Here is a 23,287-nt window from a genome sequence, read left to right as displayed (position 1 = left end):
CTACGGGAACGATTCAGAAGATCAACGCGATGTACAGGATGAAGACCCCGACAGAAGGAGAGACGTGGTTAACCGAATTCGCCGCGCATTCAACTGGCTCGACGCGTGGACGATCGAGGCCTTCAACCCTGTTTACCCAGGTCGTCCCCAGTCCTAGTCCTTTTTCGCGAACTGAGGCCGCAGCGTCGCCCACAGCGCGAACAGCGCCGAGAGCACGACCATGGCGATGCCGGCCCACAGGTTGATGTTGACCCCTTCGGCCTTCTTCAGGTCCGCGTCGGACGTGAACCCGACGCCTATGACGACCAGTACAACGCCGTACAGGCCGAAGAGGAAAGCGATGATCAGTCGCAGGTCGAACAACCTCATGACGGCCTCCCTCAGCCGAAGATGATGTAGAGAACGGTCGTCAGCGCCAGCACTCCGCCGCCGAGCAGGGCGGGCGAGCGGTACCAGCCCGCGTCCTCACCGGTGGTGGAGTGCGAGCGGTCTTCCTTGGGCGTCAGGCTGTAGACCAGTCCGACGAGCTCGCTGTCCGCCTTCGGCCGCGTGACGAGGCTGACCCCCACGGACACGACGACGTCCACCACGAACGCGAGACCCGCGCCGAGGAAGCTCGCACCCTGACCGGGCAGCTCCAGCCACTTGATGCCGAACGACGGCTCCGAGATCGCGTAGACGAACATCGCGGTGAACGTGCCCGCGAGCAGACCCACCCATCCGGCGGTGGGCGTCATGCGCTTCCAGAACATGCCGACGATGAACGTCGCGAACAGCGGCGCGTTGAAGAACGAGAACAGCGCCTGGATGTAGTCCATGATGTTGGACCCGCCGAGCGCCGCCGCGATGAACGCCGTGCCGATCGCGAGCACACAAGCACCGACGGTGGCGAGGCGTCCGACGCGCAGGTAGTACTCGTCCGGCCGGTCCTTCTTGATGTAGTCCTGCCACAGGTCGTACGTGAAGACGGTGTTGAACGAGCTGACGTTCGCCGCCACACCGGCCATGAAGCTCGCCAGCAGACCCGTGATCGCGATGCCGAGGATGCCGTTGGGCAGAAGGTCGCGCATCAGCAGTGGCAGCACGTTGTTGTAGACGACCCCACTGCTCGTGTCGCCCGACTTCAGCTGCGCCATCTCCGGCACGATCACCGCGGCGATGATGCCCGGAATGATGATGATCGCCGGGATGAGCGCCTTCGGGTACGCACCGATGATCGGCGTGCGCTTGGCCGCGCTCATCGACTTCGCACTCATCGCGCGCTGCACCTCGGCGAAGTTCGTCGTCCAGTACCCGAACGACAGCACGAAGCCGAGACCGAACACCAACCCGACGACGCTCCACACCGGGTTGCTGATGCCGGTCAGCTCAGTCGCGGGCCACGCACTCAGCTGCTCCTGGTCGGTGACTTTCTGCACCAGTCCCTGCCAGCCGCCGACCTTGATCAGGCCGACGATCGTCAACGGCGCCAAGGCAGCCACGATGACGAAGAACTGCAGAACCTCGTTGTAGATGGCCGCACTGAGACCACCCAGCGTCGTGTACGCCAGCACCACCAGCGCGGCGACCACGATCGACACCGGCAGCGGCCACCCCAGCAGCGCGTCGATGATCACCGCGAGCGCGAACAGGTTGATGCCCGCGATGAGGATCTGCGCGACGGCGAAGCTGATGGCGTTGACGAGGTGAGCCGGCTTGCCGAACCGCCGGCGCATGAACTCGGGAACGCTGCGCACCTTGGAGCCGTAGTAGAACGGCATCATCACGAGACCGAGGAACACCATCGCGGGGATGGCGCCGATCCAGTAGTAGTGCACGGTCGCCATGCCGTACTGCGCGCCGTTGGCCGTCATGCCCATGAGCTCGAGCGCACCGAGGTTCGCGCTGATGAACGCGAGCCCGGTGACCCACGCCGGCAGCGACCGCCCGGACAGCAGGAAGTCGAGACTGGAACTCACGGATCGGCGTGCCATCACACCGATGCCGAGCACCACGCCGAAGTAGATGATCAGCAACGCGTAGTCGATCGGTCCCGCGTCGAGCCGCAGGTCCGCCTCGGCCAACACCGTCGTCGGCACGGCCACCTCCCAGACTTCCAACAAAGTCGAACATGAACGACCAGGAGAGGACACTACTCCAGGTGCGCGAGTTCTTACCCCGTGTGCCCGATCACGAAACCACGAGCCGAGATGGGGTGCTCACTGAAGTCGGAGTACCGGGAAATCGGGTGCGCTGACCAACGGCAGGGCCAAGACTTCTCGCCATGGACGTCACGTACGCCAGACGCTGCGACGCCTGTGGGGCGACGTGGTCGAGCACCAGCCCTGACACGGACTGCGTCGACTGCCCCGCGCTCGCACTGCTCGCCGACCTGCCCGACGAGGTGCTGGCCGAGGTGCAGGAACTCGTGCTCGTCGAGAGGATCTTCCAGGCGACGAGGGTGATGTGGGAAGCGTCCAGGCCCCGTCACTCGCTCCGCGCGGCGATCATCGCCGTCGGAATGCTGTGCGAGACCTGACAGCTCAGAACAGGCGGAACTCGTCCGGCTCGATCCCGCGCAACGCGTCGTAGTCCAGCACCACGCACCGAATCCCGCGGTCCTCGGCCAGCACCCGAGCCTGCGGCTTGATCTGCTGCGCCGCGAACACCCCCTGCACGGGAGCCAGCAACGGGTCGCGGTTGAGCAGCTCCAGGTACCGGGTCAGCTGCTCCACACCGTCGATCTCGCCGCGGCGCTTGATCTCCACGGCGACCGAGACGCCGGAGGAGTCGCGGCACATCAGGTCCACCGGGCCGATGGCGGTCGGGAACTCGCGGCGCACCAGGGTCCAGCCCTCGCCCAGGGTCGTGACGTGCTCGGCGAGGAGCTTCTGCAGGTCGGCCTCGACGCCGTCCTTCTGCAGGCCGGGCTCCGGGCCCAGCTCGTGCTTGGAGTCGTGCATGACCTCTTCGAGGGTGATGATCAGCTTCTCCCCCGCCTTGTTCTGCACTGTCCAGATGTCCGGGTCCTCGATCAGCCAGCAGGGCGGGCTCATCCAGTTCAACGGCTTGAACGCACGGTCGTCCGAGTGGATCGACACCGAACCGTCGGCCTTGATCAGCAGCAGGCGCTGAGCCATGGGCAGATGGGCGGTGAGTCGGCCTACGTAGTCGACCTGGCAGCGAGCGATGACGAGACGCACCGCGACAGGCTACGGGGTGTGTCCAGAAACGGGTCGTTAGGTACGGTCCGTGGCGTGGAGAGCCTCGGCACCCGTGAGGTGTACGCAAACCCGTGGATGACCGTTCGCGAGGACGAGGTCCGGCGCGCGGACGGTACTACCGGCATCTACGGCGTGGTCGACAAGCCCGACTTCGCGCTGATCATCCCGCTCGACGGCGAACGGGTGCGGCTCGTCGAGCAGTTCCGGTACCCGATCGGGATGCGGCGCTGGGAGTTTCCGCAGGGCACGGCGCCGGATCGGGCTTCAGCCGACCCGCTCGAACTTGCGGCCAGGGAACTTCGCGAGGAGACGGGGCTGCGGGCGGGCAGGATGACCGAGCTCGGTGTGGTCGACGTGGCGCCGGGCATGTCGTCGCAGCGCGGGCGCGTTTTCCTCGCCACCGAGCTCACCGAGGGATTCCACGAGAGGGAGCACGAGGAGCAGGACATGCGTTCGGCGTGGTTTCCGCGCGCCGCGTTCGAGACGATGATCGCGAAGGGTGAGATCACGGACGCGCAGTCGATCGCCGCGTACACGCTTCTGTTGCTGCACGAGCATTCTCAGCCCTGAAAGGCCGCGCGGTACGACTGAGGTGAAGTCCCCGCGATCCGCTTGAACCTGTCGCGGAACGCCGTGGCCGACCCGAAACCGACCTTGCTCGCGATCAGTTCCACCGAGTCCTTCGACGTCTCCAGCAGGTGCTGCGCCTGACGAACGCGCGCCCTGTGCAGCCATTGCAACGGTGTTGTGCCGGTCTGCTCGCGGAACCGGCGGTTCAACGTCCGGGTGCTCATCCCCGCGCGGCCGGCGATCTCCACCAATGTCAGATCGCGTGCCGCATTGGTCTCCATCCACTTGAGCACTGGTTCGAGCTCCGCACCTTGAGGCGCCGCAGGCGGTGTGACGATGAACTGCGCCTGCCCGCCTTCTCGCTCCAACGGCATCACGGCCAGGCGCGCCGCGTCCGCCGCCACCGCCGATCCGTGGTCGCGCCGGATCATGTGCAGGCACAGGTCGAGGCCGGCCGCAGCGCCCGCGGACGTCAGGAACTGCCCGTTGTCGACGTAGAGCACGTCCGGGTCGACCTCGACGGACGGGTGCCGCGCCTGCAGCTCCTCCGCCCCGAGCCAGTGCGTGGTCACCCGCAACCCGTCCAACAGCCCGGTCTCCGCGAACACGAACGCGCCCGTGCAGATCGACGCGATCCGCGCGCCTCTCGCGGCCGCCTGCCGCAAAGCCTCGATCACCCGCTGCGGAACCTTCAGCTCCGGATCGTGGCCGGGAATCATGATCGTGTCCACTTCGGACAACAACTCCAAGCCGTGCGGCACTTTCAGCTCGAAGTGCTCACAGCGGGCAGTCCTCTTCGGACCGCACACCCGGACCCGGTAGCGCCCGGTCCAGTTGAACCCGTCGAGCCCGACCGCGAAGTCGAACGGGACGAAGCTGTCCATCACCAGTACCGCAACCTCGTGCACGCCTCTCACCATAGCTGGCGAGAATCCGTTGGAACATGGCATTCCAGCCACTCCTGCCAGGAGCCGTCCCCTCCTACCGTCGTGATCACAGACGAAGGAGGGGCACGTGCACGCTCAGGTGGTGCTGTTCGACGGGTTCGACCCGTTGGACGCGATCGGCCCGTACGAAACGCTGTCAGCAGCCGGAATCACGGCCGAACTGGTCACGGCGGAAGGCCCGCGCGAGGTCCCCGCTGGCTTCGGCCTGCTGACGCTCAACGCGACCGCGCAACTCGACCCGACCGCCGACGTCATCATCGTCCCCGGCGCGGCTTCCTTCGACGAGAAGGAGATGTTCGGGCTGTTCAGCGCGGCGGCGCCGACCCTTGCCCCGTTGCTCAAGGACTCCAGCGCGATCATCGCCACCGTGTGCGGCGGATCGCTGCTGCTGGCCGTGGCCGGGCTGATCAAGGGCCGCAACGCGACCACCAACCACCTCGGCCTGCAGGCGCTGGAGTCCCTGGGCGTCAACGCCATCCGGGCCCGCATCGTCGACGACGGCGACCTCGTCACCGCCGCCGGCATCAGCTCGGGCCTCGACCTCGGCATCTACCTGGTGGAACGCGAGATCGGCGCCCAGAAGGCACTCGAGGTCGAAACCCTCTTCGCCCACGAACGGCGCGGCACCGCGTGGAGGGCCGCGTGAGCAAGCTGTTCCTCTCGCTGCACGTCCTGGCGGCCATCATCGCCATCGGCCCGGTGACGGTCGCGGCCAGCATGTTCCCGAAAGCCGTGCGAACCAACGGCAATCCCGAACTGCTGCACCGGATCTGCCGCGTCTACGCCCTCATCGGCATCTCGGTGCCGGTCTTCGGGTTCGCGACGGCCGGCGTGATGGGCGTGACCGGCCACCCGTGGGTGATCGTCTCCATCGCGCTCACCACCGCCGCCGCGTTCCTGCTCGCCCTGAAAATCCTGCCCGGCCAAGAGAAGGCCATCAAAACCCAGAACCTCAAGGGTCTCGCCATGTACACGGGCCTGTTCAACCTGCTCTGGGCGACGGTCACCGTGCTGATGATCCTCCGGCCGGGCTCGACGACCGGCGCCTAACGCTGGGACACCGGCCGCACCACGATCTCGTTGACGTCCACCGATGCGGGCTGCGAGATCGCGTAGGAGATCGCCTCACCGATCGCCGAAGCGGGCAGCGCGATCTTGCGGAAGTCCTCCATCAACGACGCCGCGAAGTCCTCGGTGATGGTGTCCGCGAGCTCGGACTCCGTGACACCGGGCGAGATCACGGTGACCCGCAGGTCGTCGCGCTCCTGTCGCAACCCCTCGGACAACGCCCACACCGCGTACTTGGTCGCGCAGTACACCGCGGCGGTGGGCATGACCATGTGCGCGCCGATCGAGGCGACGTTCACGACGTGCCCGCCGCCGACGAACCGGGGCAGCACTGCGGCGATGCCGTTCAGCACTCCCTTGATGTTCACGTCCACCATGCGATCCCACTCGTCGACCTTCAGCGAGTCCATGAGGGACAACGGCATCACGCCCGCGTTGTTCACCAGCACGTCGACCCGTCCGTACTGCTCGACCGCCGCGTCCACAAAGGACTGGAACGACTCCCGCGAGGTCACGTCCAGCACCGCGTACCCACCACCGACCTCGTCGGCCAGGGTCTTGAGCCGGTCCTCCCGCCGCGCCCCGAGAAACACCTTGTGCCCGGCAGCGGCCAGAACACGGGCCGTCGCCTCGCCGATACCGCTGGAAGCTCCACTGATCACCACGACTTTGCTCATGGCCACAACTTTGACCAGCAAAAACAGCGCCAACCAGGACACCTTCTCCCTAGGTGTGCCACACCCAGGCAGACGAACAGGACACGTAATAGCCTCGAAGACGTGCTCGGAGAGTTCCTGAAAGCCCACCGCGCCCGCGTCAACCCCGAGGACGCGGGCCTGCCGAGCCACACCCAGCGCAAGGTCAAGGGCCTGCGCAGAGAAGAAGTCGCCGTCTTGGCCGGTGTCAGCGCCGACTACTACGCACGCCTGGAACAGGGCCGCGAGACCAACCCGTCAGCCCAGGTCCTCGACGCCCTGAGCCGCGCGCTCAGGCTCGACACCGACGCCCGCGCCCACCTGCACCGCCTGGCGGGCGTCGTCGCCGACGAAGGCCACGCGACCGACGTCGTCAGCCCCGAACTGCGGCAGCTCATCAGCGGCATGCACGACATGCCCGCGTTCGTGATGAACGGCCTGCTCGACATCCTCGCGACGAACGCACTGGCCGACGCCCTGTACGAGCCGTTCACCCCGGCCGACAACGCGGCGCGCATGACGTTCCTCGACCCGGCCGCCCCGAGCTTCTACCCGCGCTTCCAGTGGGTGGCCCAGAGCACGGTCGCCCACCTGCGCCAGACCGCCGACCCGAAGTCCCCGCGCCTCCAGCAGATGGTCGCCGAGCTCAACGCGAGCCCGATGTTCCGCGAGCTCTGGGAACAGCACGAGGTGCGCGGCAAGACCCAGGACGCCAAGGAGTTCGTGCACCCCGCCGTCGGCCCGCTGAAGCTGAACTACCACTCGTTCGACGTGCGCGAGGCCCCGAGCCAGTTCCTGGTGATCTACCAGGCCGAACCGGGCCCGAACGCCGACGCCCTGAAGCTCCTCGCGACTAGTCGGGCCACACGGGCGGCCGCTTCTCCAGGAACGACGCCCGCCCCTCTTTGGCTGACGGGGACTGCGAAGTCTCGGCCATGACCGCCAACGCGATGTCGTAGGCGTCTGCCTCAGGCCGGTCCAGCTGCGCGTAGATCGTCCGCTTGCCAACGGCTTTCGACACCCGCGAACCCCGAGTCGCCCGCGCCAGCAAGTCGTCGACAGCGTCGTCCAACGAGTCGGCGGGCACCGCCCGGTTGATCAGCCCCCACTCGACGGCCGTGGCCGCGTCGATGACGTCGCCGGTGAGCACCATCTCCATCAACCGCTTGCGACCGATCGACCGCGCCACCGGCACCGCGGGCGTGTGGCAGAACCACCCGGCTTTGCCTCCCGGCAACGAGAATCCCGCCGTGTCCGCCGCCACCGCCAGGTCGCACGACGCCACCAGCTGACACCCGGCCGCCGTCGCCAGACCGTGCACGCGCGCGATCACCACCTGCGGCACGGACTGAATGGTCTTCATCAGCACCGTGCACAACTCCAGCAGCAGCCGCACGCCCTCCTCATCCCGGGCGTGCACGTCCGCGAAGTCGTGCCCAGCGCTGAAAACCGGCCCCTCGGCGGCCAGCACGATGCCAGCCGCGTCCGACGAACCGGCCTCCCGGAACGCCTCCAGCAGCTCGGTCAGATGCTCGGCGGACAGCGCGTTGCGCTTCGCCGCGCGGTTCATCGTGATCCGGACAACCGAGCCCTCACGCGCAACATCGACCATGCCGCTGACACTAGGTGCCTACGAGAGCGAGTGCACCTCACGAATCACGGTGACGATCTCGTCCATGATCTCGGTCAGCTCGTAGTCCTTCGGCGTGAACACCCGTGCCACACCCCGCTCCCGCAGCTTCGCCGCGTCGTCCGGCGGGATGATGCCGCCGACGATCACCGGGATGTCCCCGGCGCCGGCCGCGCGCAGGCCGTCGACCACCGCGGGCACGACTTCGAGGTGCGAGCCGGACAGGATCGAGAGGCCGACGACGTGCACGTCCTCCTGCACAGCCGCGGCCACGATCTGCGACGGCGTGAGGCGAATGCCCTGGTAGACGACCTCGAAGCCGACGTCGCGGGCGCGCACGGCGACCTGCTCGGCGCCGTTGGAGTGGCCGTCGAGACCCGGCTTGCCGACCAGCATGCGCAGGCGCTCGCCGATCTCCTCGCCGGTGCCGCGCACCCGCTCCCGCACGCGCGCGATCTCCGAGCCCGCCTCGCCCGAGGCCGAAGCGCCGGAAACGCCTGTGGGGGCGCGGTATTCGCCGAACGTCTCGCGCAGCGCCTGCGACCACTCACCGGTCGTCACACCGGCACGCGCACACGCCAGCGTCACCTCGACGAGGTTCTGGTCGGTCTTGGCGGCCTCGCGCAGTGCGTCCAGAGCCTCAGCGACCGCGGCGTTGTCGCGCGAAGCACGCCACTGCTGGATCGCCTCGACCGCGTGCAGTTCGACGATCGGGTCGATGGTCTCGATCGCCTTCGCGCCCTCGGCCTGCAGCGGCGACGGCTCGGTGGTGTCGAACTTGTTGACGCCGACGATGATGTCCTCGCCGGCCTCGACCCGGCGACGACGATCCGCCAGTGACGACACCAGGTTCGACTTCATGTAGCCGGACTCGACGGCAGCGACGGCGCCGCCCATGGCCTGCACGCGGTCGATCTCCTCGCGGGCACCGGCCAGGATCTCGTTGACCTTGGCCTCGATCACCGGCGAGCCGTCGAAGATGTCGTCGTACTCCAGCAGGTCCGTCTCGTAGGCCAGAACCTGCTGCATGCGCAGAGCCCACTGCTGGTCCCACGGACGCGGCAGGCCCAGCGCCTCGTTCCACGCCGGGAGCTGGATCGCGCGGGCACGAGCGTTGCGGGACAAGGACACCGCGAGCATCTCCAGCACGATGCGCTGGACGTTGTTCTCCGGCTGGGCTTCGGTGAGACCGAGCGAGTTGACCTGCACGCCGTAGCGGAACCGGCGGTGCTTCGGGTTCTCGACGCCGTAGCGCTCCAGCGTGATCTCGTCCCACAGCTGGGCGAACGCGCGCATCTTGCACATCTCCTCGATGAACCGCACACCGGCGTTCACGAAGAAGGAGATGCGGGCGACGACCTCACCGAACTTCTCGACCGGCACCTGACCGGAGTCGCGCACCGAGTCGAGGACCGCGATCGCCGTGCACATCGCGTACGCGACCTCCTGCGCCGGCGTCGCGCCGACCTCCTGGAGGTGGTAGCTGCAGATGTTGATCGGGTTCCACTTCGGCACGTTCGACACGGTCCACGCGACCATGTCCGTGATCAGCCGCAGCGACGGTCCCGGCGGGAACACGTAGGTGCCGCGGGACAGATACTCCTTGATGATGTCGTTCTGCGTGGTGCCGGCCAGCGCCGACGGGTCCGCGCCCTGCTCCTCCGCCACGGTGACGTACATGGCGAGCAGCCACATGGCCGTCGCGTTGATCGTCATCGACGTGTTGGCGCCGGCGAGCGGGATCTGGTCGAAGAGCTGCCGCATGTCGCCGATGTGGCTGATCGGCACGCCGACCTTGCCGACCTCGCCCTTCGCGAGCTCGTCGTCGGGGTCGTAGCCGGTCTGCGTCGGCAGGTCGAACGCGACCGAAAGCCCGGTCTGCCCCTTGGAGAGGTTCCGGCGGTAGAGCTCGTTGGAAGCCGCGGCCGAAGAGTGCCCCGCGTACGTGCGCATCACCCAGGGGCGGTCGCGTTCGCGGTCAGCTGGGTACGGCACAGCAACCTCCCACATCGTCGTTCCTCGGAGCGTACTGGCCGGTAACCATTGCCGCGCGTGCGCTTGCTCACTGAATCGAGACCAGAGGGAGCATGATGAGGAGGTGACGGGCTTCTACCAAACCGCGGTCGTGTTCGGCGTGATCGGACTGCTGGCGTTGGTGTTGCGGTACTTCGTCGGCAACGACAGACGAGCCGTGCCGGATCTGGACGGCACGGACTTCGGGTTGTTGAGCGAGGTCGCGCTCGTGCCCACGGAAGAGGCCGCGAACGTCCTCGTGCAGAAGCTGAAGGCGAACGGGGTGCGTGCCACGCGTTCGCGGAACGCGCCGTACCGGGTGATGGTGTTCCCGGCGGACGTCGCGAACGCGCGGCTGGTGCTGAAGACCTAGGAAACTCGTTCCACGTCAGCGCCGAGCTTGCGGAGGTTTTCCACGAACCCAGGGTAACCGCGCTCGATGTGGAAGATCTCGTAGACCTCGGTGGCCCCGTCGGCACAAAGCCCAGCCAGTACAAGCCCGGCACCTGCGCGAATGTCCGACGCCCACACCGGAGCGCTCGACAGCTGCTCGACGCCGCGGATCACCGCGTGGTGACCGTCCGTGCGCGCGTCCGCCCCGAGCCGGATCATCTCGTCGATGAACCGGAACCGCGCCTCGAACAGGTTCTCGGTGATCATCGACGTGCCCTCGGACACCGCCGACAGCGCGATGGCGAACGGCTGGTTGTCCGTGGCGAAACCGGGGTACGGCAGCGTCACGAAGTCGACCGCCTTGGGCCGTCCGTCCATGACGACCCGGAAACCCTCGTCCTCGCCCTCGTAGACGGTGACCTCGGCGCCCGCCATCCGCAGCTTCTCCAGCACCAGGTCGAGGTGGTGCGGGTTCACGCCGCGCACCCGCACGTCGCCGCGCGTCATGGCGGCGGCGAAGCCCCAAGTGGCGCCGACGATCCGGTCGCCGATGACGCGGTGCTCGGTCGGCTTGAGCTCGGTGACGCCGTGCACCGTCAGAGTCGACGTTCCAGCACCCTCGATGCGAGCGCCCATCTGCGTCAGCATCAGGCAGAGGTCGACGATCTCGGGCTCGCGCGCGGCGTTGTCGATCACTGTCGTGCCGTTGGCCAGCACGGCGGCCATCAGGATGTTCTCGGTGGCGCCCATGCTCGGGAAGTCGAGCCAGATCTGCGCGCCGTGCAGCCCCTCGGCCTCGGCGACGATGCAGCCGTGCTCGATCCACGTCTTGGCGCCGAGCTTCTCGAGCCCGCTCTGGTGCATGTCGAGCGGCCGCGACCCGATCGCGTCACCACCCGGCAGCGCCACGACCGCGCGCTTGCAGCGACCTACCAGCGGGCCCAGCACGCAGATCGACGCCCGGAGTTTGCCCATCGCCTCGGAGTCGGCGTGGTAGCTGAGCTCGTTCGGCGTCGTGATGCGCGCCACGTCGCCTTCGAGCTCGACCTCGCACCCGAGGCTGCGCAACGCGTCCGCCATCAGCGGCACGTCGAGGATGTCGGGGCAGTTCTTGAGGGTCGTTGTGCCCTCGGCGAGCAGAGCTGCGGCCATCAGCTTGAGGACGCTGTTCTTGGCGCCGACGACATCAACCTCGCCGACCAGACGTGCGCCACCGTGTACCCGGAAATGCTCGCTCACGCGGCAATCCTACGTACGCACGGGATTGAGCGTTTCCGCGGTGCCGTCCATGACGAGCGTCATAGTTGACTGCCCGAACCATGACGGTGCATGATGGTTATAGTCAATAACTATTATGGACAACAACTTGAGGAGTCCCGTCATGGTCGTTCTCGTCACCGGCACCTCGTCCGGCATCGGCCTCGCCACCGCGGTCCAGGCAGCCGCGGCGGGTCACCAGGTGGTGGCCACGATGCGCGACACCTCCCGCGCCGACGCCCTGCGCGCCGCGAGCCCGGACATCGACGTCCGGCGGCTCGACGTGACCGACAGCGACTCCATCACCGCCGCGATCGACGGCGTGATCCGCGACTACGGCCGTCTCGACGCCGTGGTCAACAACGCGGGCGCCGGCCACGTCGGCACCGTCGAGACCGACTCGGTCGACAACTTCCGCAAGGTCATGGAGACCAACTTCTTCGGCGTCGTCCAGGTCACCAAGGCCGCCATGCCCCACCTGCGCGCCTCGCGAGGCCGCCTGATCACCGTCACGAGCGTCGGCGGCGTGGTCGGCCAGCCGTTCAACGAGGCTTACTGCGCGGCCAAGTTCGCGGTCGAGGGGATGATGGAGAGCCTCGCGCCCGTCGCCGCGCAGCACGGCGTGACCGTCACCGTCGTCGAGCCGGGCGCGGTCGCCAGCGAGTTCGTCGCCAACGTGGACGTCACCACCGTCTTCGACACCGCCGGCCCGTACGCGCCTCAGCTCAAGGCCTACGTGGGCCGCACTTCGACGTCCTTCTCCGGCGCCCAGACGTCCGACGAGGCCGCCGCGACGATCCTCGAAGCCCTGACCGCCGAGCAGCCGCCGTTCCGGATGCAGACGTCCGACTGGGCGCGGGGGTTCAACGGCGTGAAGCTCGCGGACCTGGACGGCTCTGCTGTGCAGAAGCTGACCTCCGGGTGGATCTCCTAGAGTGCCGTTCATGGCGGTGCATCTCACGAAGATCTACACGCGCGTTGGCGACGACGGCACGACCGGTCTCGGCGACTTCTCGCGCGTCCCCAAGACCTCGCCTCGCATCGAGGCATACGCGGACGTCGACGAGACCAACGCGGCTCTGGGCGTGGCCCTGGCACTAGGTTCGTTGGCCGACGACGTGCACGAGGTCGTGCGCAAGGTGCAGAACGACCTCTTCGACGTCGGAGCGGACCTCTGCACGCCGATCGTGCCGGACCCGAAGTACCCGCCGCTGCGCATCACCCAGGCCTACGTGGACCGCCTGGAGGGCTACTGCGACACCTTCAACGAGCGCCTGGGCAAGCTCGACTCGTTCATCCTGAACGGAGGCACCCCCGGCGCGGCCCTGCTGCACCAGGCGCGCACGATCGCCCGGCGCGCGGAACGGCGCGCGTGGTCGTTGATCGAAGACGACGCCGAGCACACGAACGTGCTCACGGCGAAGTACTTGAACCGGCTTTCGGACCTGCTGTTCATACTGGCCCGCGTCGCGAACCCGGACGGCGACGTGCTCTGGCAGCCGGGCGAGAACGCTTAGGAAGCCCAGGGAATGGTTCGGCCCGGAGGCGCTGACTCCAACCAGGACAGGAATCCTGTCAGCGCGTCCGGGCCCATCGCTATCTCGATCTCACCGGCGGCGGAACGGCATCGCAGCACTGTCGCGCCTGTCGGCATCGCGTACGCCTCCGGCCCCGTGGGCTCGCGGCGCGCGTCGATCTCGAGGCCGTCTCTGGCGATCAGCTGATCCGGGCCGGAGCCGAGCGAGAGCACCCGGAACCAGGCGAACGTGTCGCCCCGGTAGTGCCCCACGCCCAGGTGCCAGCCGCGGCCCCGATCGTCGAACTGGCTGCGCAGCGCGACGTGGACGCCGCCCTCGCGCAGCAGTCGGATTCGGCGCCAGGCGAAGTAGGCGATGACCACCGCCACCACGAGCAGGATCAGTCCGGCAATCTCGGTGATCCCCACGGCTGGGCCCTCGCGCCCGGTCTCAGGCCGACTGTTCCACGGCCCGCACGCGCGCTGCCGCACGTGCGCGCTCGGCGTCGTCCGCGTCCTGCAGCGCCGTCCGCGCCGCGTCCACGTCGATCTCGCCCGCGAGCTCGGCGTCCTCGGCGAGAACCGATACGCCGGTGCCGGTCACGGAGAGGAAGCCACCGTGCACGGCGGCGGTGACGAGGCCACCGTCCGTCGTGCGGATGCGGACCACCCCGCCCTCCACGAGCTGACCGAGAACGGGCTCGTGACCGGGCAGAATGCCGATCTCGCCCTCGGTCGTCTGCGCCGAAACAGAGGTGGCCTTACCGGACCACAGGCGGCGTTCAACGGCGACCAGTTCAACGGTCATCTCGGCCACGCGTATCTCCCTCGTCGTCTGGAGTCGAACTGAGTCTAAACGGTCGCCTGACAACCTTGCCGCCCCGCCCGGTGTCAGTACCTTCGACAACCGCCGAAGGGGGGACATGCAGGACTTCGAGGACTTCGTGGCGTTGCGCTCACAGGCTCTGTTGCGCACCGCGTTCCTGCTGTGCGGCGGCGACAAAGGCGCCGCTGAGGACATTCTGCAGGACGTCCTCATGAGCATGTACGGCAAGTGGCGCCGAATCAGAACCTCTCCGGAGGCGTACGCGCGCACCGCGCTGGCCAACGCGGCCGCGAACCGCTGGCGCAGAAGGTCCCGCAAGCCGGAGGCACCCCTGGAACTGGGGGTGGTGCCTGCGTCCCGGGGCCACGAACAGCAGGTCGTGGACGCGGACAGCGTGGTGCGCGCGTTGGGGCAGCTGCCTCGGAAGATGCGCGCCGTCCTGGTGCTGAGGTTCTTCGACGACCTCAGCGAGGCCGAGACCGCCCGCACGCTGGGCTGCGGCATCGGCACGGTGAAGAGCCAGACCTCGCGCGGCCTCGCCCGCATGCGGGAGCTGATGGGTGAGCAGGTGCTGACGTGGAACTGAAGCAGGCAATGGAGGCCGCGACCGCCGACCTGGACGTGCGGCCTGGATTCGTGGGGGACGTAATGGCCGGTGGGCGCCGAAGGCACACGCGCAAGCTCTTGTCGCTGACCGCGGCGATCGCGCTGATCGCGGGCGTCATCACGGGGGTGGCGCTGACCCGCAACCCCTCTGATCCCAACCAACCGCTCACGCACGACGAACGGCTCACGGCGGCAACGAGCGGCGACCTCGCATCGAGCCGGACGGACATCGACCACGCTTTGCAGGTGTGGCAAAGCACACAGAAGGCGCGCGAGCGCATCGTCGACTTCTCCCAGCCCGCGCACGTCTTCTGGGCGGGCAGCACCCCGGACGGCCCCGCGGTGCTGATCGCGCAGGCGGTCCGGGTCGACACCACGCCCACACCGAAAACGCTCGTCGGTCTGGTCGCGTCGAACGAGGTCGTGGATCGCGAGGTCCTGCTCGACGGCGAAGGCGAGCACGGCATCTACCGCTTCGGCCAGAGCCAGTCGACGAACGTCGTGCTGTCCCTCGGCCAGACCGTGTACTGGTCGCAGAAACCGGTGCGGGGCGAGGACGGCAGGCTGTCCCGGCAGTGGCAGGCGGCGGACACCGGGGGAACCGGTGTCGCCGTGGTGACCGCCCTGCCGAACGACAAGCCGGTGTTCGTGCGCGCCGACACCCAACCGGCCACCGACGACTTCCTCCGCGATCCGCTCATGGCGAAGCAGGACTACGGGCCGGAGGGAGCGTTCCGGCCGCATCCCGGCCTCGGCTGGACCGACAGCGTGTGGGCGACGGACAAGCACGACGAGCACCCGCAGATGAAGTCGATGCTGGCGTACCGCGACATGCAACGGGCCGCGGTGCTCGACTACCTCGTGCGCGACGGCTCGACGGCGCAGTGGCAGGTGCGGGCGTGGTTGCCGGACGGCAGGTACGCCTCGGTGTTCGAGGCGAACGGCGAGACCTACGCCGCCCTGTACCGAGCCGACGGCACCTTCGCCCAAGGGGTGGCCGGTGCCGCGACGAACACGACCGGCGCCCGGCTGCCGGCGCGGGTGCGGCTGCCCGGTGACCTCGGGACCGTCGTCGCCGACTTCGGCTTCCGCATCGGGCCGGACCGGCGGCGCGACGTGTGGATCGCGCCCGCCGGGGCGACGACGGTGACCGTGCAGGCGCCGGACGCCCTGCCGATCGAGGTGCCGCTCTGATGGCACGGCTCGGAACGTTGGCGAGGTGACCTCCCGCTCAGCAGGCCCCACGCGGTCGACGCACGTCCTCCAGCCCACGCCGTTGGTCTAGGTGCCGTGCCACGACCTCCAGAGCGTCGCGTAGGTGCCGTTTCTGGCGACCAGGTCGTCGTGCGAGCCCAGTTCCACGATCCGGCCCGCGTCGACCACCGCGATCCGGTCGGCGTCCCGTGCGGTCTGCAGGCGGTGCGCGATCGCGATCACCGTGCGGCTCTCCCGCACGGCCGCGATCGCGCGCTCGGCGTGGCGCGCTGTGGCCGGGTCGAGCGAGGACGTCGCCTCGTCCAGCACCAGCGTGTGCGGGTCGGCGACCTCCACCCGTGCGAGCGCGAGTTGTTGTGCCTGCGCGGGATCCAGCTCCAGCCCGCCCGCGCCGAGCCTCGTGTCCAGGCCGTCCGGCAGCGCGTCGAACCAGCACGCGTCGACCGTTCGCAGCGCTTCGACCAGTCGTTCGTCGGGTGCGTCCGGCGCCGCCATCGCCAGGTTCTCCCGCACGGTGCCGATGAAGACGTGATGCTCTTGCGTCACAAGGACGATCTCCTGCTCGCCCGCCGCCACCAAATCCGCTACCGGCACGCCGCCCACGAGCACCGAGCCTTCCGCCGGCCGGTCCACGCCCGCGATCAGCCTTCCCAACGTCGACTTGCCCGCACCGGACACGCCTACTATCGCGAGCCGTTCTCCCGGCTGCACAACGAGATCCAGGCCGTGCAGCACATCGTGGCCGTCCACATAGGAGTACCGGACACCGCGCACCTCGACGCGGTCGCCGTCAGGGACAGCGACGACCGGCGCTGGTTCGACCTGCGCCCCGATCCCCTCGATCCGCGCGAACGAGGCACCGCCGCGCTGCAGGAACTCGACCCAGAACAGGATGCGGTCCATCGGCTCGACGATCCGCCACGCCCAGAGCGCCGCCGTGACGACCACCTCGATCCGCACACCGTCGGCCGCGTACGCGAACCCGCCGACGAGCAGCACCAGTGCGGTCGGCACGGTGTTCACGAAGCTCGACACCGGGAACAGCACGCTGCGCAGCTTGAGCGTCCCCACCCGCGCCCGGAACGACCGCGCGATGGTGGCGTCCGCCGCGGCCACCATCCGGTCGCGCAGCCCGTACGTCCCGATCGTCCGGCTGCCCTCTCCGACCGCCGCGGAGATCTCCGCCACGTCCCCGTTCGCCTCGCTCTCGGCGAGATAGGCGTCGCGCGCCCGAGCCAGGTACCAGAGCACAGCCCACGCGACCACCGGCGTCGACACCATCGCGACCAGGCCGAGCACCGGGTCCAGCACGAACATCGCCACGAACACGACAACGAGGTGCACCGAGCCCGTGAGCACCTCGGGAACGCTGTCCCGCAACGCCTGCCCGACCGTGCCGACGTCGGTCGTCACGCGGGTGAGCAGATCGCCGATGCTCAGCCTGTCGACGACCCGCGCGGGCAGGGCGAGCGACCGCGCCACCGCCTCCTCGCGCAACGAGGCCAGCAACCGTTCACCGAGACGCGCGGTCTGCAAAGCGCTGTACCGCATCAACAGCAGCTGCACCACCGCCGCGCCGACCACACCCAGCGCGATCTTGTCCACAGTGGACAGCGTGAGCGCGCCGTCCTTCACCCCGCCCACGATCTTGCCGAGCAGGTAGGGGCCCACGAGCCCCGTCAACGCCGTCAGCGCGGTGAGCGCCAGGACGACGACCAGCGCGCGCCGTTCACCGCGCATCAGGCGCACAGCGGCACGCCGAACCTCACTCCGATCCGCGATCGGCAGCCGGTTCATCGGCTCTCCTCCAGGTGCACGGTCTGATCCGCCTGCCCTATCCACAACGGCGACGACGACACGACCACTGTGGTCCGCCCGAGCCGCATCTCCTTCACCCGCCGCGCGACAGCCGCCTCGGTGACCGCGTCGAGCGCCGACGTCGGCTCGACGAGCACCAGCAGCTCCGGCTCGGCGAGCAACGCCCTGACGAGCCGCAGCCGTTGCCGCTGACCGCCGGACACGTTGCGCCCCTGGGACTCCAGGTACGAGTCGAGCCCGTCCGGCAACGCCTCCACGACGTCGGCCGCGGCCGCCGCCCAGATCGCCCGCTCCAGCTCGGCGTCGTCGTGCTCGGCCACCGACACCACCTCGCGCACCGGCCCCGCGAACAGGTAGTCGTCGTTGTCCGCCACCACACCCGGCAGCCGATCCACCGCTTCCCTCGCCTGCGCCGCGTTGGCCGACGTCACCACCGTCAGCGCACCGCTCTTCACGTCCAGCACCGGGGTCTCGTCGTCGCGGTCGTCCGGCTGCAGCGCGAGGAGGTCGATCACGCGCCGCGCCGACACCAACGCCCGCGGAATCGCGTCCGCACCCTCCATGAAGAACAGCACGGGCACGGTCAGCGTCGTGACGTACAGGTAGACGGCGACCATCTCCTCGATCGCGATCGCCCCGCTCACCGCCATCCGCGCCACGATCCACGTGACCACGGCGAGGAACAGCGGGAGCAACCCCCACGAGAGCGCCTGGACCCAGCTCAGCCACACCGAAACCCGGTAGCCGTCCCGCAGCACCTCACGCGACTTGGCCCCGAACCGCTCCGCGAACGCGGGCTTTCCCCCGATGCCGGACAACACCTTCAACCCGGCCACGACGTCCCCGGCCTGCGCGCTCAGCTCCCCCTGGCTCTCCCGGTAGCCGGCCTCCACGGCGTGCAGCCGCCGCAACATCGGCCCGGAGACCACCGCCAGCACCGGCACGCCCAACAACACCACCACCGCGACGAGCGGCGAGATCCGCACGAGCAACACCGCCGTGACGACGTACGCGACCACGGCTCCGACACCGGGCCCGGTGCTGGTGAGCGCGTGCGCGATCCGGGCGGTGTCCCCGTTCTGCAGGTACGTGATCTCCCCGGCGGACAGCTTCCGCCGAACCACCGCTCCGAGCCGCGTGACGTGCCGAACCACCAGCTGCGCCGTCCGCAACGAGGCGTCGGTCCGCACCATCGTCATCGTCCAGTGCCGCGCGAGGAAGCAGAGGGCCAGCGCCCCCGCCACCGCGACCAGCGCGGCACACCACCACACCAGCGCCGCACGATCACCGCTCCGGAGCGCCTTGATCGCCTGGGAGATGAGGTACGGCGGCACGATCATCCCGCACATCCACAACGACCCCCACCACGCCCCGGCGAGCACCCGCCAGCGCTGCATGAGCACCAGCCACCACAGGTACCGCCAGGGCGAGCGAAGATCCGGAGTGCCCGGATCGGCATGGGGAGCATGTCGAGCCATGCCCCCGACCTTGCCATCACCCAGCAGGCGCCACGACCGATTTCGCCTTCAGCCCAATCGCACCAACGGCCGTAGCACCCAACGCCGCCACAAATGCGAACGCGTAGAACCCCCACGGGTACGCAAGCCCCGCGGTGAGCAACGCACCGCCGAGCAACGGTCCGCTAATGGCCCCCAACCGCCCGATGCCGGCAGCCCACCCGATGCCAGTAGCGCGGTTCTCCTCGTAAACCCGTCCGGCATAGGCATAAACCAGCACCTGCGCACTGAACACGAAGCACCCGGCCAGCAACACCGCGACGTAGATGCTCGCCCCGGGCAACTTGATGCTCAGCAACGCCAAGAACACCACCGCACCCGCGAACCACCCGATGGCAGCAGGCCTCACGCCGATCCGGTCGGCAACGGCCCCCGCGATCAGAAGCCCGATGACAGCCCCGATGTTGAGCGTCAGCAACAGCCCCAGCGCCGCCCCGAGGTCGTACCCGGCACTCCGCATGATCTGCGGCAGCCACGTGTTGAGCCCGTACACCAACAACAGCCCCATGAACGAAGCCACCCAGAACGCCACAGTGGCCTTCCGCAGCCCGGGCTTGAACAGCGACCCGACAGCCTCCCCGGCAGGCGCCTTCCGCGTCACCGTCTCCGGCAAATGCTTGACCATCAAGGGAACCAGCACCAACGCGGGCAACGCCCCAGCTACGAACAGCGCCCGCCACCCGAGCTGCGGAATCAGCACGATCCCGAGCAACGCCGTGATGACCGCGCCAACGTGATACCCGGTCATGATGAGCGTGGTGGCCCTCCCACCCTGCTGCGGCCGCGCCTCGTTGACCAACGCGATGGCCGTGGGCAGACACCCACCAAGCCCAAGCCCCGCAAGGAACCTGAACACCCCGAACGTGGTCGCGTCCTGAGCGAACGCACAAGCCAGCGTGAACACGGAGAACCCGGCCACCGCGAAGATCATGACCTTGCGGCGCCCGATGACGTCCGTGATGGTCCCGATGATCAGCGCCCCGAGCATCATGCCGAACAGGCCCACAGTGGACACCGCGCTTGCGCTCGCCGTGGTGAGCAGCTTCTCCTGCAACAGCACGGGAATCACCGTGCCGAGCACCACCAGATCGAACCCGTCCAGCAACACCGCGGTCCAACACAACGGCAACACCCATTTGTTCACGCGCGTCCTCCTCGACGTCGCTCTGGTGATGCCGTGCATCGTGCGACCCGAGACCGTGCGGCCGGGAGTGCGATTTCCACTGAACGGAAACCAAGCCCCGCGCGGCCAATCGCGGCCAATCGCGCGAAGCCGAAGGCAAGCGGCGATGGCGAAGCCGAGCCGAACGAGAGCACGACAACGCGGGAAACCGGTGATAACCGCAGCCCACCAGCACAAACGCAACCACGCACGCGAAGCGATCGGGCTTGACTTTGGGTTCGAGGTGCTACCGTTTCGCGGATCGGACGGGCGCGAAGCGTCCGCCCTTTTCCGCCCGACAGAGCGCCTCGTAAGGGCCCCGAAGTCAAGCCCGATCGCAATCGTCGCGAAGCGGCGATGACGAAACCAAAGCTCGTCAAGCCCTAGAACGCAACCACCAACGCAAGGCGACACGACCACCCGGCGCGTCAGCGCCCACAAACGCCCGAAGGGCCGTCCCTCCACAAAGGAGGAACGGCCCTTCGAAAGCCAGACGGCTAGCTCAGTTACCAGCCAGCTTCTTGGCGTTGGCCTCGACGTCGTCCAACCCGCCGCAGGAGAAGAACGCCTGCTCCGGGTAGTGGTCGAACTCGCCCTTGCAGACGCGGTCGAACGCCTCGACGGTCTCCTTGATCGGCACGAAGGAGCCCTTCTGACCGGTGAACTTCTCCGCGACGAAGAAGTTCTGGCCGAGGAAGCGCTCGAGACGACGCGCGCGACCGACGAGGACCTTGTCCTCCTCGGACAGCTCGTCCATACCGAGGATGGCGATGATGTCCTGCAGCTCCTTGTACTTCTGCAGGATCCGCTTCACCTCCTGGGCCACCCGGTAGTGCTCGTCGCCCACGATCGACGGCTCGAGGATTCGAGACGACGACGACAGCGGGTCGACGGCCGGGTAGATGCCCTTCTGGGAGATCGGACGGGAAAGCTCCGTCGTCGCGTCCAGGTGGGCGAAGGTGGTCGCCGGGGCGGGGTCGGTGTAGTCGTCCGCGGGCACGTAGATGGCCTGCAGCGAGGTGATCGACTTACCGCGCGTCGAGGTGATGCGCTCCTGGAGCTCACCCATCTCGTCGGCCAGCGTCGGCTGGTAACCCACGGCGGAAGGCATGCGGCCCAGCAGGGTCGACACCTCGGAGCCCGCCTGGGTGAAGCGGAAGATGTTGTCGATGAAGAGCAGCACGTCCTGGTTCTGCACGTCGCGGAAGTACTCCGCCATCGTGAGAGCGGACAGCGCGACGCGCATACGCGTGCCGGGCGGCTCGTCCATCTGACCGAAGACGAGAGCGGTGTCCGGGAGAACACCCATCTCTTCCATCTCCAGGTGGAGGTCGGTGCCCTCACGGGTGCGCTCGCCGACGCCGGCGAACACCGAGGTACCGGAGAACTCACGGGCAATACGCGTGATCATCTCCTGGATGAGCACGGTCTTGCCGACACCCGCGCCGCCGAACAGGCCGATCTTGCCGCCCTTGACGTACGGGGTGAGCAGGTCGATGACCTTCACACCGGTCTCGAGGATCTCGGTCTTGCCCTCGAGCTGGTCGAACGACGGAGCCTTGCGGTGGATGCCCCACTGCTCGCCGTCGCGGCCGAGGCCGGGCTCGTCGAGGCAGTCACCGAGGGCGTTGAACACGTGGCCCTTGACGACGTCACCGACCGGCACCGAGATGGCAGCGCCGGAGTCGGTCACGGTGGCACCGCGGACCAGACCGTCGGTCGGCTGCATCGAGATGGTGCGGACGAGGTTGTCGCCGAGGTGCTGCGCGACCTCGAGGGTCAGCGTCTTGGCGACGGCCTCGAAGGTGATGTCGACCTTCAGGGCGTTGAACAGCTCGGGCACGGCGTCGCGCGGGAACTCCACGTCGACGACCGCACCGATCACCCGGACCACACGGCCGGTGCCGGTGGTGGTGGCAGTAGCACTCATGTCACTCATCACTTCCTGCGCCACCGGTAAGCGCGGCAGCGCCACCGACGATCTCGCTGATCTCCTGGGTGATCTGGGCCTGGCGGGCCGAGTTCGCCGCACGGCTGAGGCTGCGGACGAGCTCGGTCGCGTTGTCCGTCGCGGCCTTCATGGCCGTCCGGCGCGCCGCAGACTCCGACGCCGCTGCCTCCAGCATGGCGGAGAACAGCCGGGTCTTCACGTACTTGGGGAGCATCGCGCCGAGCAACGCCTCCGCGCTGGGCTCGAAGTCGTACACCGCGCGGGGACCCTTGGGGGCCTCACCGGTGTACTCGACCTCCATCGGGGCGATCCGACGGGCGGCCGGCACCTGGGTCAGCATGGACTTGAACTCGGTGTACACGACGTGGATCTCGTCCACGCCCTGCGCGCCGTTGTCCGTGCCCTCCAGGAACGCCTCCACCAGCGCGTCACCGGCCTCGACGGCGTTGACGTAGTGCGGGGTCTGCGAGAACCCGCTCCACGCACCGGTGACCTCGCGGCGACGGAACTGGTAGTAGCCCTGGCCCTTGCGGCCGGTCACGTACAGCACCGGCTCCTTGCCCTCGGACCGGAGCAGCTGCAGCAGCTGCTCCGCGGCCTTGAGGACGTTGGCGTTGTAGCCGCCGCACATGCCCTTGTCACTCGTGATCACCAGCACCGCGGCGCGCTTCGGGTTCGTGCGCTCCGTCAGCAGCGGGTGGTCGAGGTTCGCCGAGGCCTCGGCCAACGCGGAGAGCACGTTCGTGATCTCGTCCGCGTACGGCCGGGAGGCCGCGACCCTGGTCTGCGCCTTCGCGAGGCGAGACGTCGCGATGAGCTCGTATGCCTTCGTGATCTTCTTGGTCGAGTTGACCGTTCGGATCCGCTGGCGGAGCTCCCGAATCTGTGCGCCCATGGCTC

General features: G+C 68.2%; 25 protein-coding genes. 10 read left to right on the top strand and 15 right to left on the bottom strand.

Features of this window, described 5'->3' with window-relative positions; all coding sequences use genetic code 11:
• Positions 1–153: 153 nt before the first annotated feature.
• Complete coding sequence (locus AB0M24_RS44145) at positions 154–369, bottom strand: hypothetical protein (protein ID WP_363780517.1); 216 nt, start codon at positions 367–369, stop codon at positions 154–156.
• Positions 370–380: 11 nt separating this feature from the next.
• Entirely contained in the window at positions 381–2,078 is a 1,698-nt protein-coding gene (locus AB0M24_RS44140) for a sodium:solute symporter family protein (RefSeq protein WP_363780515.1), read from the bottom strand.
• A 185-nt stretch (positions 2,079–2,263) separates the two neighbouring features.
• Between AB0M24_RS44140 and AB0M24_RS44135 the strand changes: the two genes are divergently transcribed.
• Positions 2,264–2,518 (top strand): hypothetical protein, encoded by a 255-nt coding sequence (locus tag AB0M24_RS44135; protein WP_363780513.1) that lies wholly within the window; start codon positions 2,264–2,266, stop codon positions 2,516–2,518.
• Positions 2,519–2,522: 4 nt separating this feature from the next.
• Here AB0M24_RS44135 and nucS read toward each other — a convergent pair whose 3' ends face one another.
• Entirely contained in the window at positions 2,523–3,182 is a 660-nt protein-coding gene (gene nucS, locus AB0M24_RS44130) for an endonuclease NucS (RefSeq protein WP_363780511.1), read from the bottom strand.
• Between the two features lie 54 nt (positions 3,183–3,236).
• On the opposite strand from nucS, the gene AB0M24_RS44125 reads away from it, so the two are divergent.
• Positions 3,237–3,773 (top strand): NUDIX hydrolase, encoded by a 537-nt coding sequence (locus AB0M24_RS44125; protein WP_363780509.1) that lies wholly within the window; start codon positions 3,237–3,239, stop codon positions 3,771–3,773.
• On the opposite strand, the gene AB0M24_RS44120 is transcribed toward AB0M24_RS44125, so the two are convergent.
• Positions 3,764–4,681: a helix-turn-helix domain-containing protein gene (locus tag AB0M24_RS44120; RefSeq protein ID WP_363780507.1), complete on the bottom strand. Its 918-nt coding sequence runs from the start codon at positions 4,679–4,681 to the stop codon at positions 3,764–3,766. The two genes, AB0M24_RS44125 and AB0M24_RS44120, sit on opposite strands and share 10 nt — an antisense overlap.
• A 106-nt stretch (positions 4,682–4,787) precedes the next feature.
• Here AB0M24_RS44120 and AB0M24_RS44115 point away from each other — a divergent pair, with 106 nt between their 5' ends.
• Positions 4,788–5,366 carry a DJ-1/PfpI family protein gene (locus AB0M24_RS44115; RefSeq protein WP_363780505.1) on the top strand — a complete coding sequence of 193 codons (579 nt, stop codon included), beginning with the start codon at positions 4,788–4,790 and terminating at the stop codon, positions 5,364–5,366.
• Positions 5,363–5,770, top strand: coding sequence for a hypothetical protein (locus AB0M24_RS44110; protein ID WP_363780503.1), 408 nt, complete (start codon positions 5,363–5,365; stop codon positions 5,768–5,770). Before AB0M24_RS44115 ends, AB0M24_RS44110 begins: the two co-directional genes overlap by 4 nt.
• Here AB0M24_RS44110 and AB0M24_RS44105 read toward each other — a convergent pair.
• Positions 5,767–6,465 (bottom strand): SDR family oxidoreductase, encoded by a 699-nt coding sequence (locus AB0M24_RS44105; RefSeq protein WP_363780501.1) that lies wholly within the window; start codon positions 6,463–6,465, stop codon positions 5,767–5,769. The two genes, AB0M24_RS44110 and AB0M24_RS44105, sit on opposite strands and share 4 nt — an antisense overlap.
• A gap of 102 nt (positions 6,466–6,567) precedes the next feature.
• Between AB0M24_RS44105 and AB0M24_RS44100 the strand changes: the two genes are divergently transcribed.
• Positions 6,568–7,422: a helix-turn-helix transcriptional regulator gene (locus AB0M24_RS44100; protein WP_363780499.1), complete on the top strand. Its 855-nt coding sequence runs from the start codon at positions 6,568–6,570 to the stop codon at positions 7,420–7,422.
• Here the strand turns inward: AB0M24_RS44100 and AB0M24_RS44095 are convergent.
• Positions 7,337–8,095, bottom strand: a complete 759-nt coding sequence (locus AB0M24_RS44095) for an enoyl-CoA hydratase-related protein (RefSeq protein WP_363780497.1) — start codon at positions 8,093–8,095, stop codon at positions 7,337–7,339. The two genes, AB0M24_RS44100 and AB0M24_RS44095, sit on opposite strands and share 86 nt — an antisense overlap.
• 18 nt (positions 8,096–8,113) lie before the next feature.
• Entirely contained in the window at positions 8,114–10,108 is a 1,995-nt protein-coding gene (locus tag AB0M24_RS44090) for a protein meaA (protein WP_363780495.1), read from the bottom strand.
• Positions 10,109–10,211: 103 nt separating this feature from the next.
• On the opposite strand from AB0M24_RS44090, the gene AB0M24_RS44085 reads away from it, so the two are divergent.
• Positions 10,212–10,499, top strand: a complete 288-nt coding sequence (locus AB0M24_RS44085; protein ID WP_363780493.1) for a hypothetical protein — start codon at positions 10,212–10,214, stop codon at positions 10,497–10,499.
• Here AB0M24_RS44085 and murA read toward each other — a convergent pair.
• Complete coding sequence (gene murA, locus AB0M24_RS44080; RefSeq protein ID WP_363780491.1) at positions 10,496–11,758, bottom strand: UDP-N-acetylglucosamine 1-carboxyvinyltransferase; 1,263 nt, start codon at positions 11,756–11,758, stop codon at positions 10,496–10,498. The genes AB0M24_RS44085 and murA overlap by 4 nt on opposite strands.
• A 142-nt stretch (positions 11,759–11,900) precedes the next feature.
• Between murA and AB0M24_RS44075 the strand changes: the two genes are divergently transcribed.
• Positions 11,901–12,710 (top strand): SDR family oxidoreductase, encoded by an 810-nt coding sequence (locus AB0M24_RS44075; protein WP_363780489.1) that lies wholly within the window; start codon positions 11,901–11,903, stop codon positions 12,708–12,710.
• A 10-nt stretch (positions 12,711–12,720) separates the two neighbouring features.
• A complete protein-coding gene (locus AB0M24_RS44070) occupies positions 12,721–13,293 on the top strand; it encodes a cob(I)yrinic acid a,c-diamide adenosyltransferase (RefSeq protein ID WP_363780487.1) in 573 nt (190 codons plus the stop codon).
• On the opposite strand, the gene AB0M24_RS44065 is transcribed toward AB0M24_RS44070, so the two are convergent.
• Complete coding sequence (locus AB0M24_RS44065; RefSeq protein WP_363780485.1) at positions 13,290–13,721, bottom strand: DUF2550 domain-containing protein; 432 nt, start codon at positions 13,719–13,721, stop codon at positions 13,290–13,292. The genes AB0M24_RS44070 and AB0M24_RS44065 overlap by 4 nt on opposite strands.
• Positions 13,722–13,743: 22 nt before the next feature.
• On the bottom strand, positions 13,744–14,109 hold the full coding sequence (locus AB0M24_RS44060; RefSeq protein WP_363780483.1) for a F0F1 ATP synthase subunit epsilon: 366 nt from the start codon (positions 14,107–14,109) through the stop codon (positions 13,744–13,746).
• A gap of 106 nt (positions 14,110–14,215) precedes the next feature.
• Between AB0M24_RS44060 and AB0M24_RS44055 the strand changes: the two genes are divergently transcribed.
• A complete protein-coding gene (locus AB0M24_RS44055) occupies positions 14,216–14,704 on the top strand; it encodes a SigE family RNA polymerase sigma factor (RefSeq protein ID WP_363780481.1) in 489 nt (162 codons plus the stop codon).
• Positions 14,695–15,918 (top strand): hypothetical protein, encoded by a 1,224-nt coding sequence (locus tag AB0M24_RS44050; RefSeq protein ID WP_363780479.1) that lies wholly within the window; start codon positions 14,695–14,697, stop codon positions 15,916–15,918. Before AB0M24_RS44055 ends, AB0M24_RS44050 begins: the two co-directional genes overlap by 10 nt.
• Positions 15,919–16,005: 87 nt before the next feature.
• Here AB0M24_RS44050 and AB0M24_RS44045 read toward each other — a convergent pair whose 3' ends face one another.
• The 5 genes from AB0M24_RS44045 to AB0M24_RS44025 form a co-directional block, all read right to left on the bottom strand.
• Positions 16,006–17,736 (bottom strand): ABC transporter ATP-binding protein, encoded by a 1,731-nt coding sequence (locus tag AB0M24_RS44045; RefSeq protein WP_363780477.1) that lies wholly within the window; start codon positions 17,734–17,736, stop codon positions 16,006–16,008.
• Positions 17,733–19,235 (bottom strand): ABC transporter ATP-binding protein, encoded by a 1,503-nt coding sequence (locus AB0M24_RS44040; protein WP_363780475.1) that lies wholly within the window; start codon positions 19,233–19,235, stop codon positions 17,733–17,735. The genes AB0M24_RS44045 and AB0M24_RS44040 overlap by 4 nt, the downstream gene beginning before the upstream one ends.
• 16 nt (positions 19,236–19,251) lie before the next feature.
• Positions 19,252–20,418, bottom strand: coding sequence for an aromatic acid/H+ symport family MFS transporter (locus AB0M24_RS44035; protein WP_363780473.1), 1,167 nt, complete (start codon positions 20,416–20,418; stop codon positions 19,252–19,254).
• A 520-nt stretch (positions 20,419–20,938) separates the two neighbouring features.
• Positions 20,939–22,375: a F0F1 ATP synthase subunit beta gene (gene atpD, locus AB0M24_RS44030; protein ID WP_363780471.1), complete on the bottom strand. Its 1,437-nt coding sequence runs from the start codon at positions 22,373–22,375 to the stop codon at positions 20,939–20,941.
• Positions 22,368–23,282, bottom strand: coding sequence for a F0F1 ATP synthase subunit gamma (locus AB0M24_RS44025; protein WP_363780469.1), 915 nt, complete (start codon positions 23,280–23,282; stop codon positions 22,368–22,370). Before AB0M24_RS44025 ends, atpD begins: the two co-directional genes overlap by 8 nt.
• Positions 23,283–23,287 lie beyond the last annotated feature (5 nt).

The organism is Lentzea sp. NPDC051838 (genome assembly GCF_040681245.1).
In the GTDB taxonomy this organism is placed as follows: domain Bacteria; phylum Actinomycetota; class Actinomycetes; order Mycobacteriales; family Pseudonocardiaceae; genus Lentzea.
The sequence above is the reverse complement of the archived record's forward strand: the minus strand, read 5'-3'. Positions and strand labels throughout refer to the sequence as shown.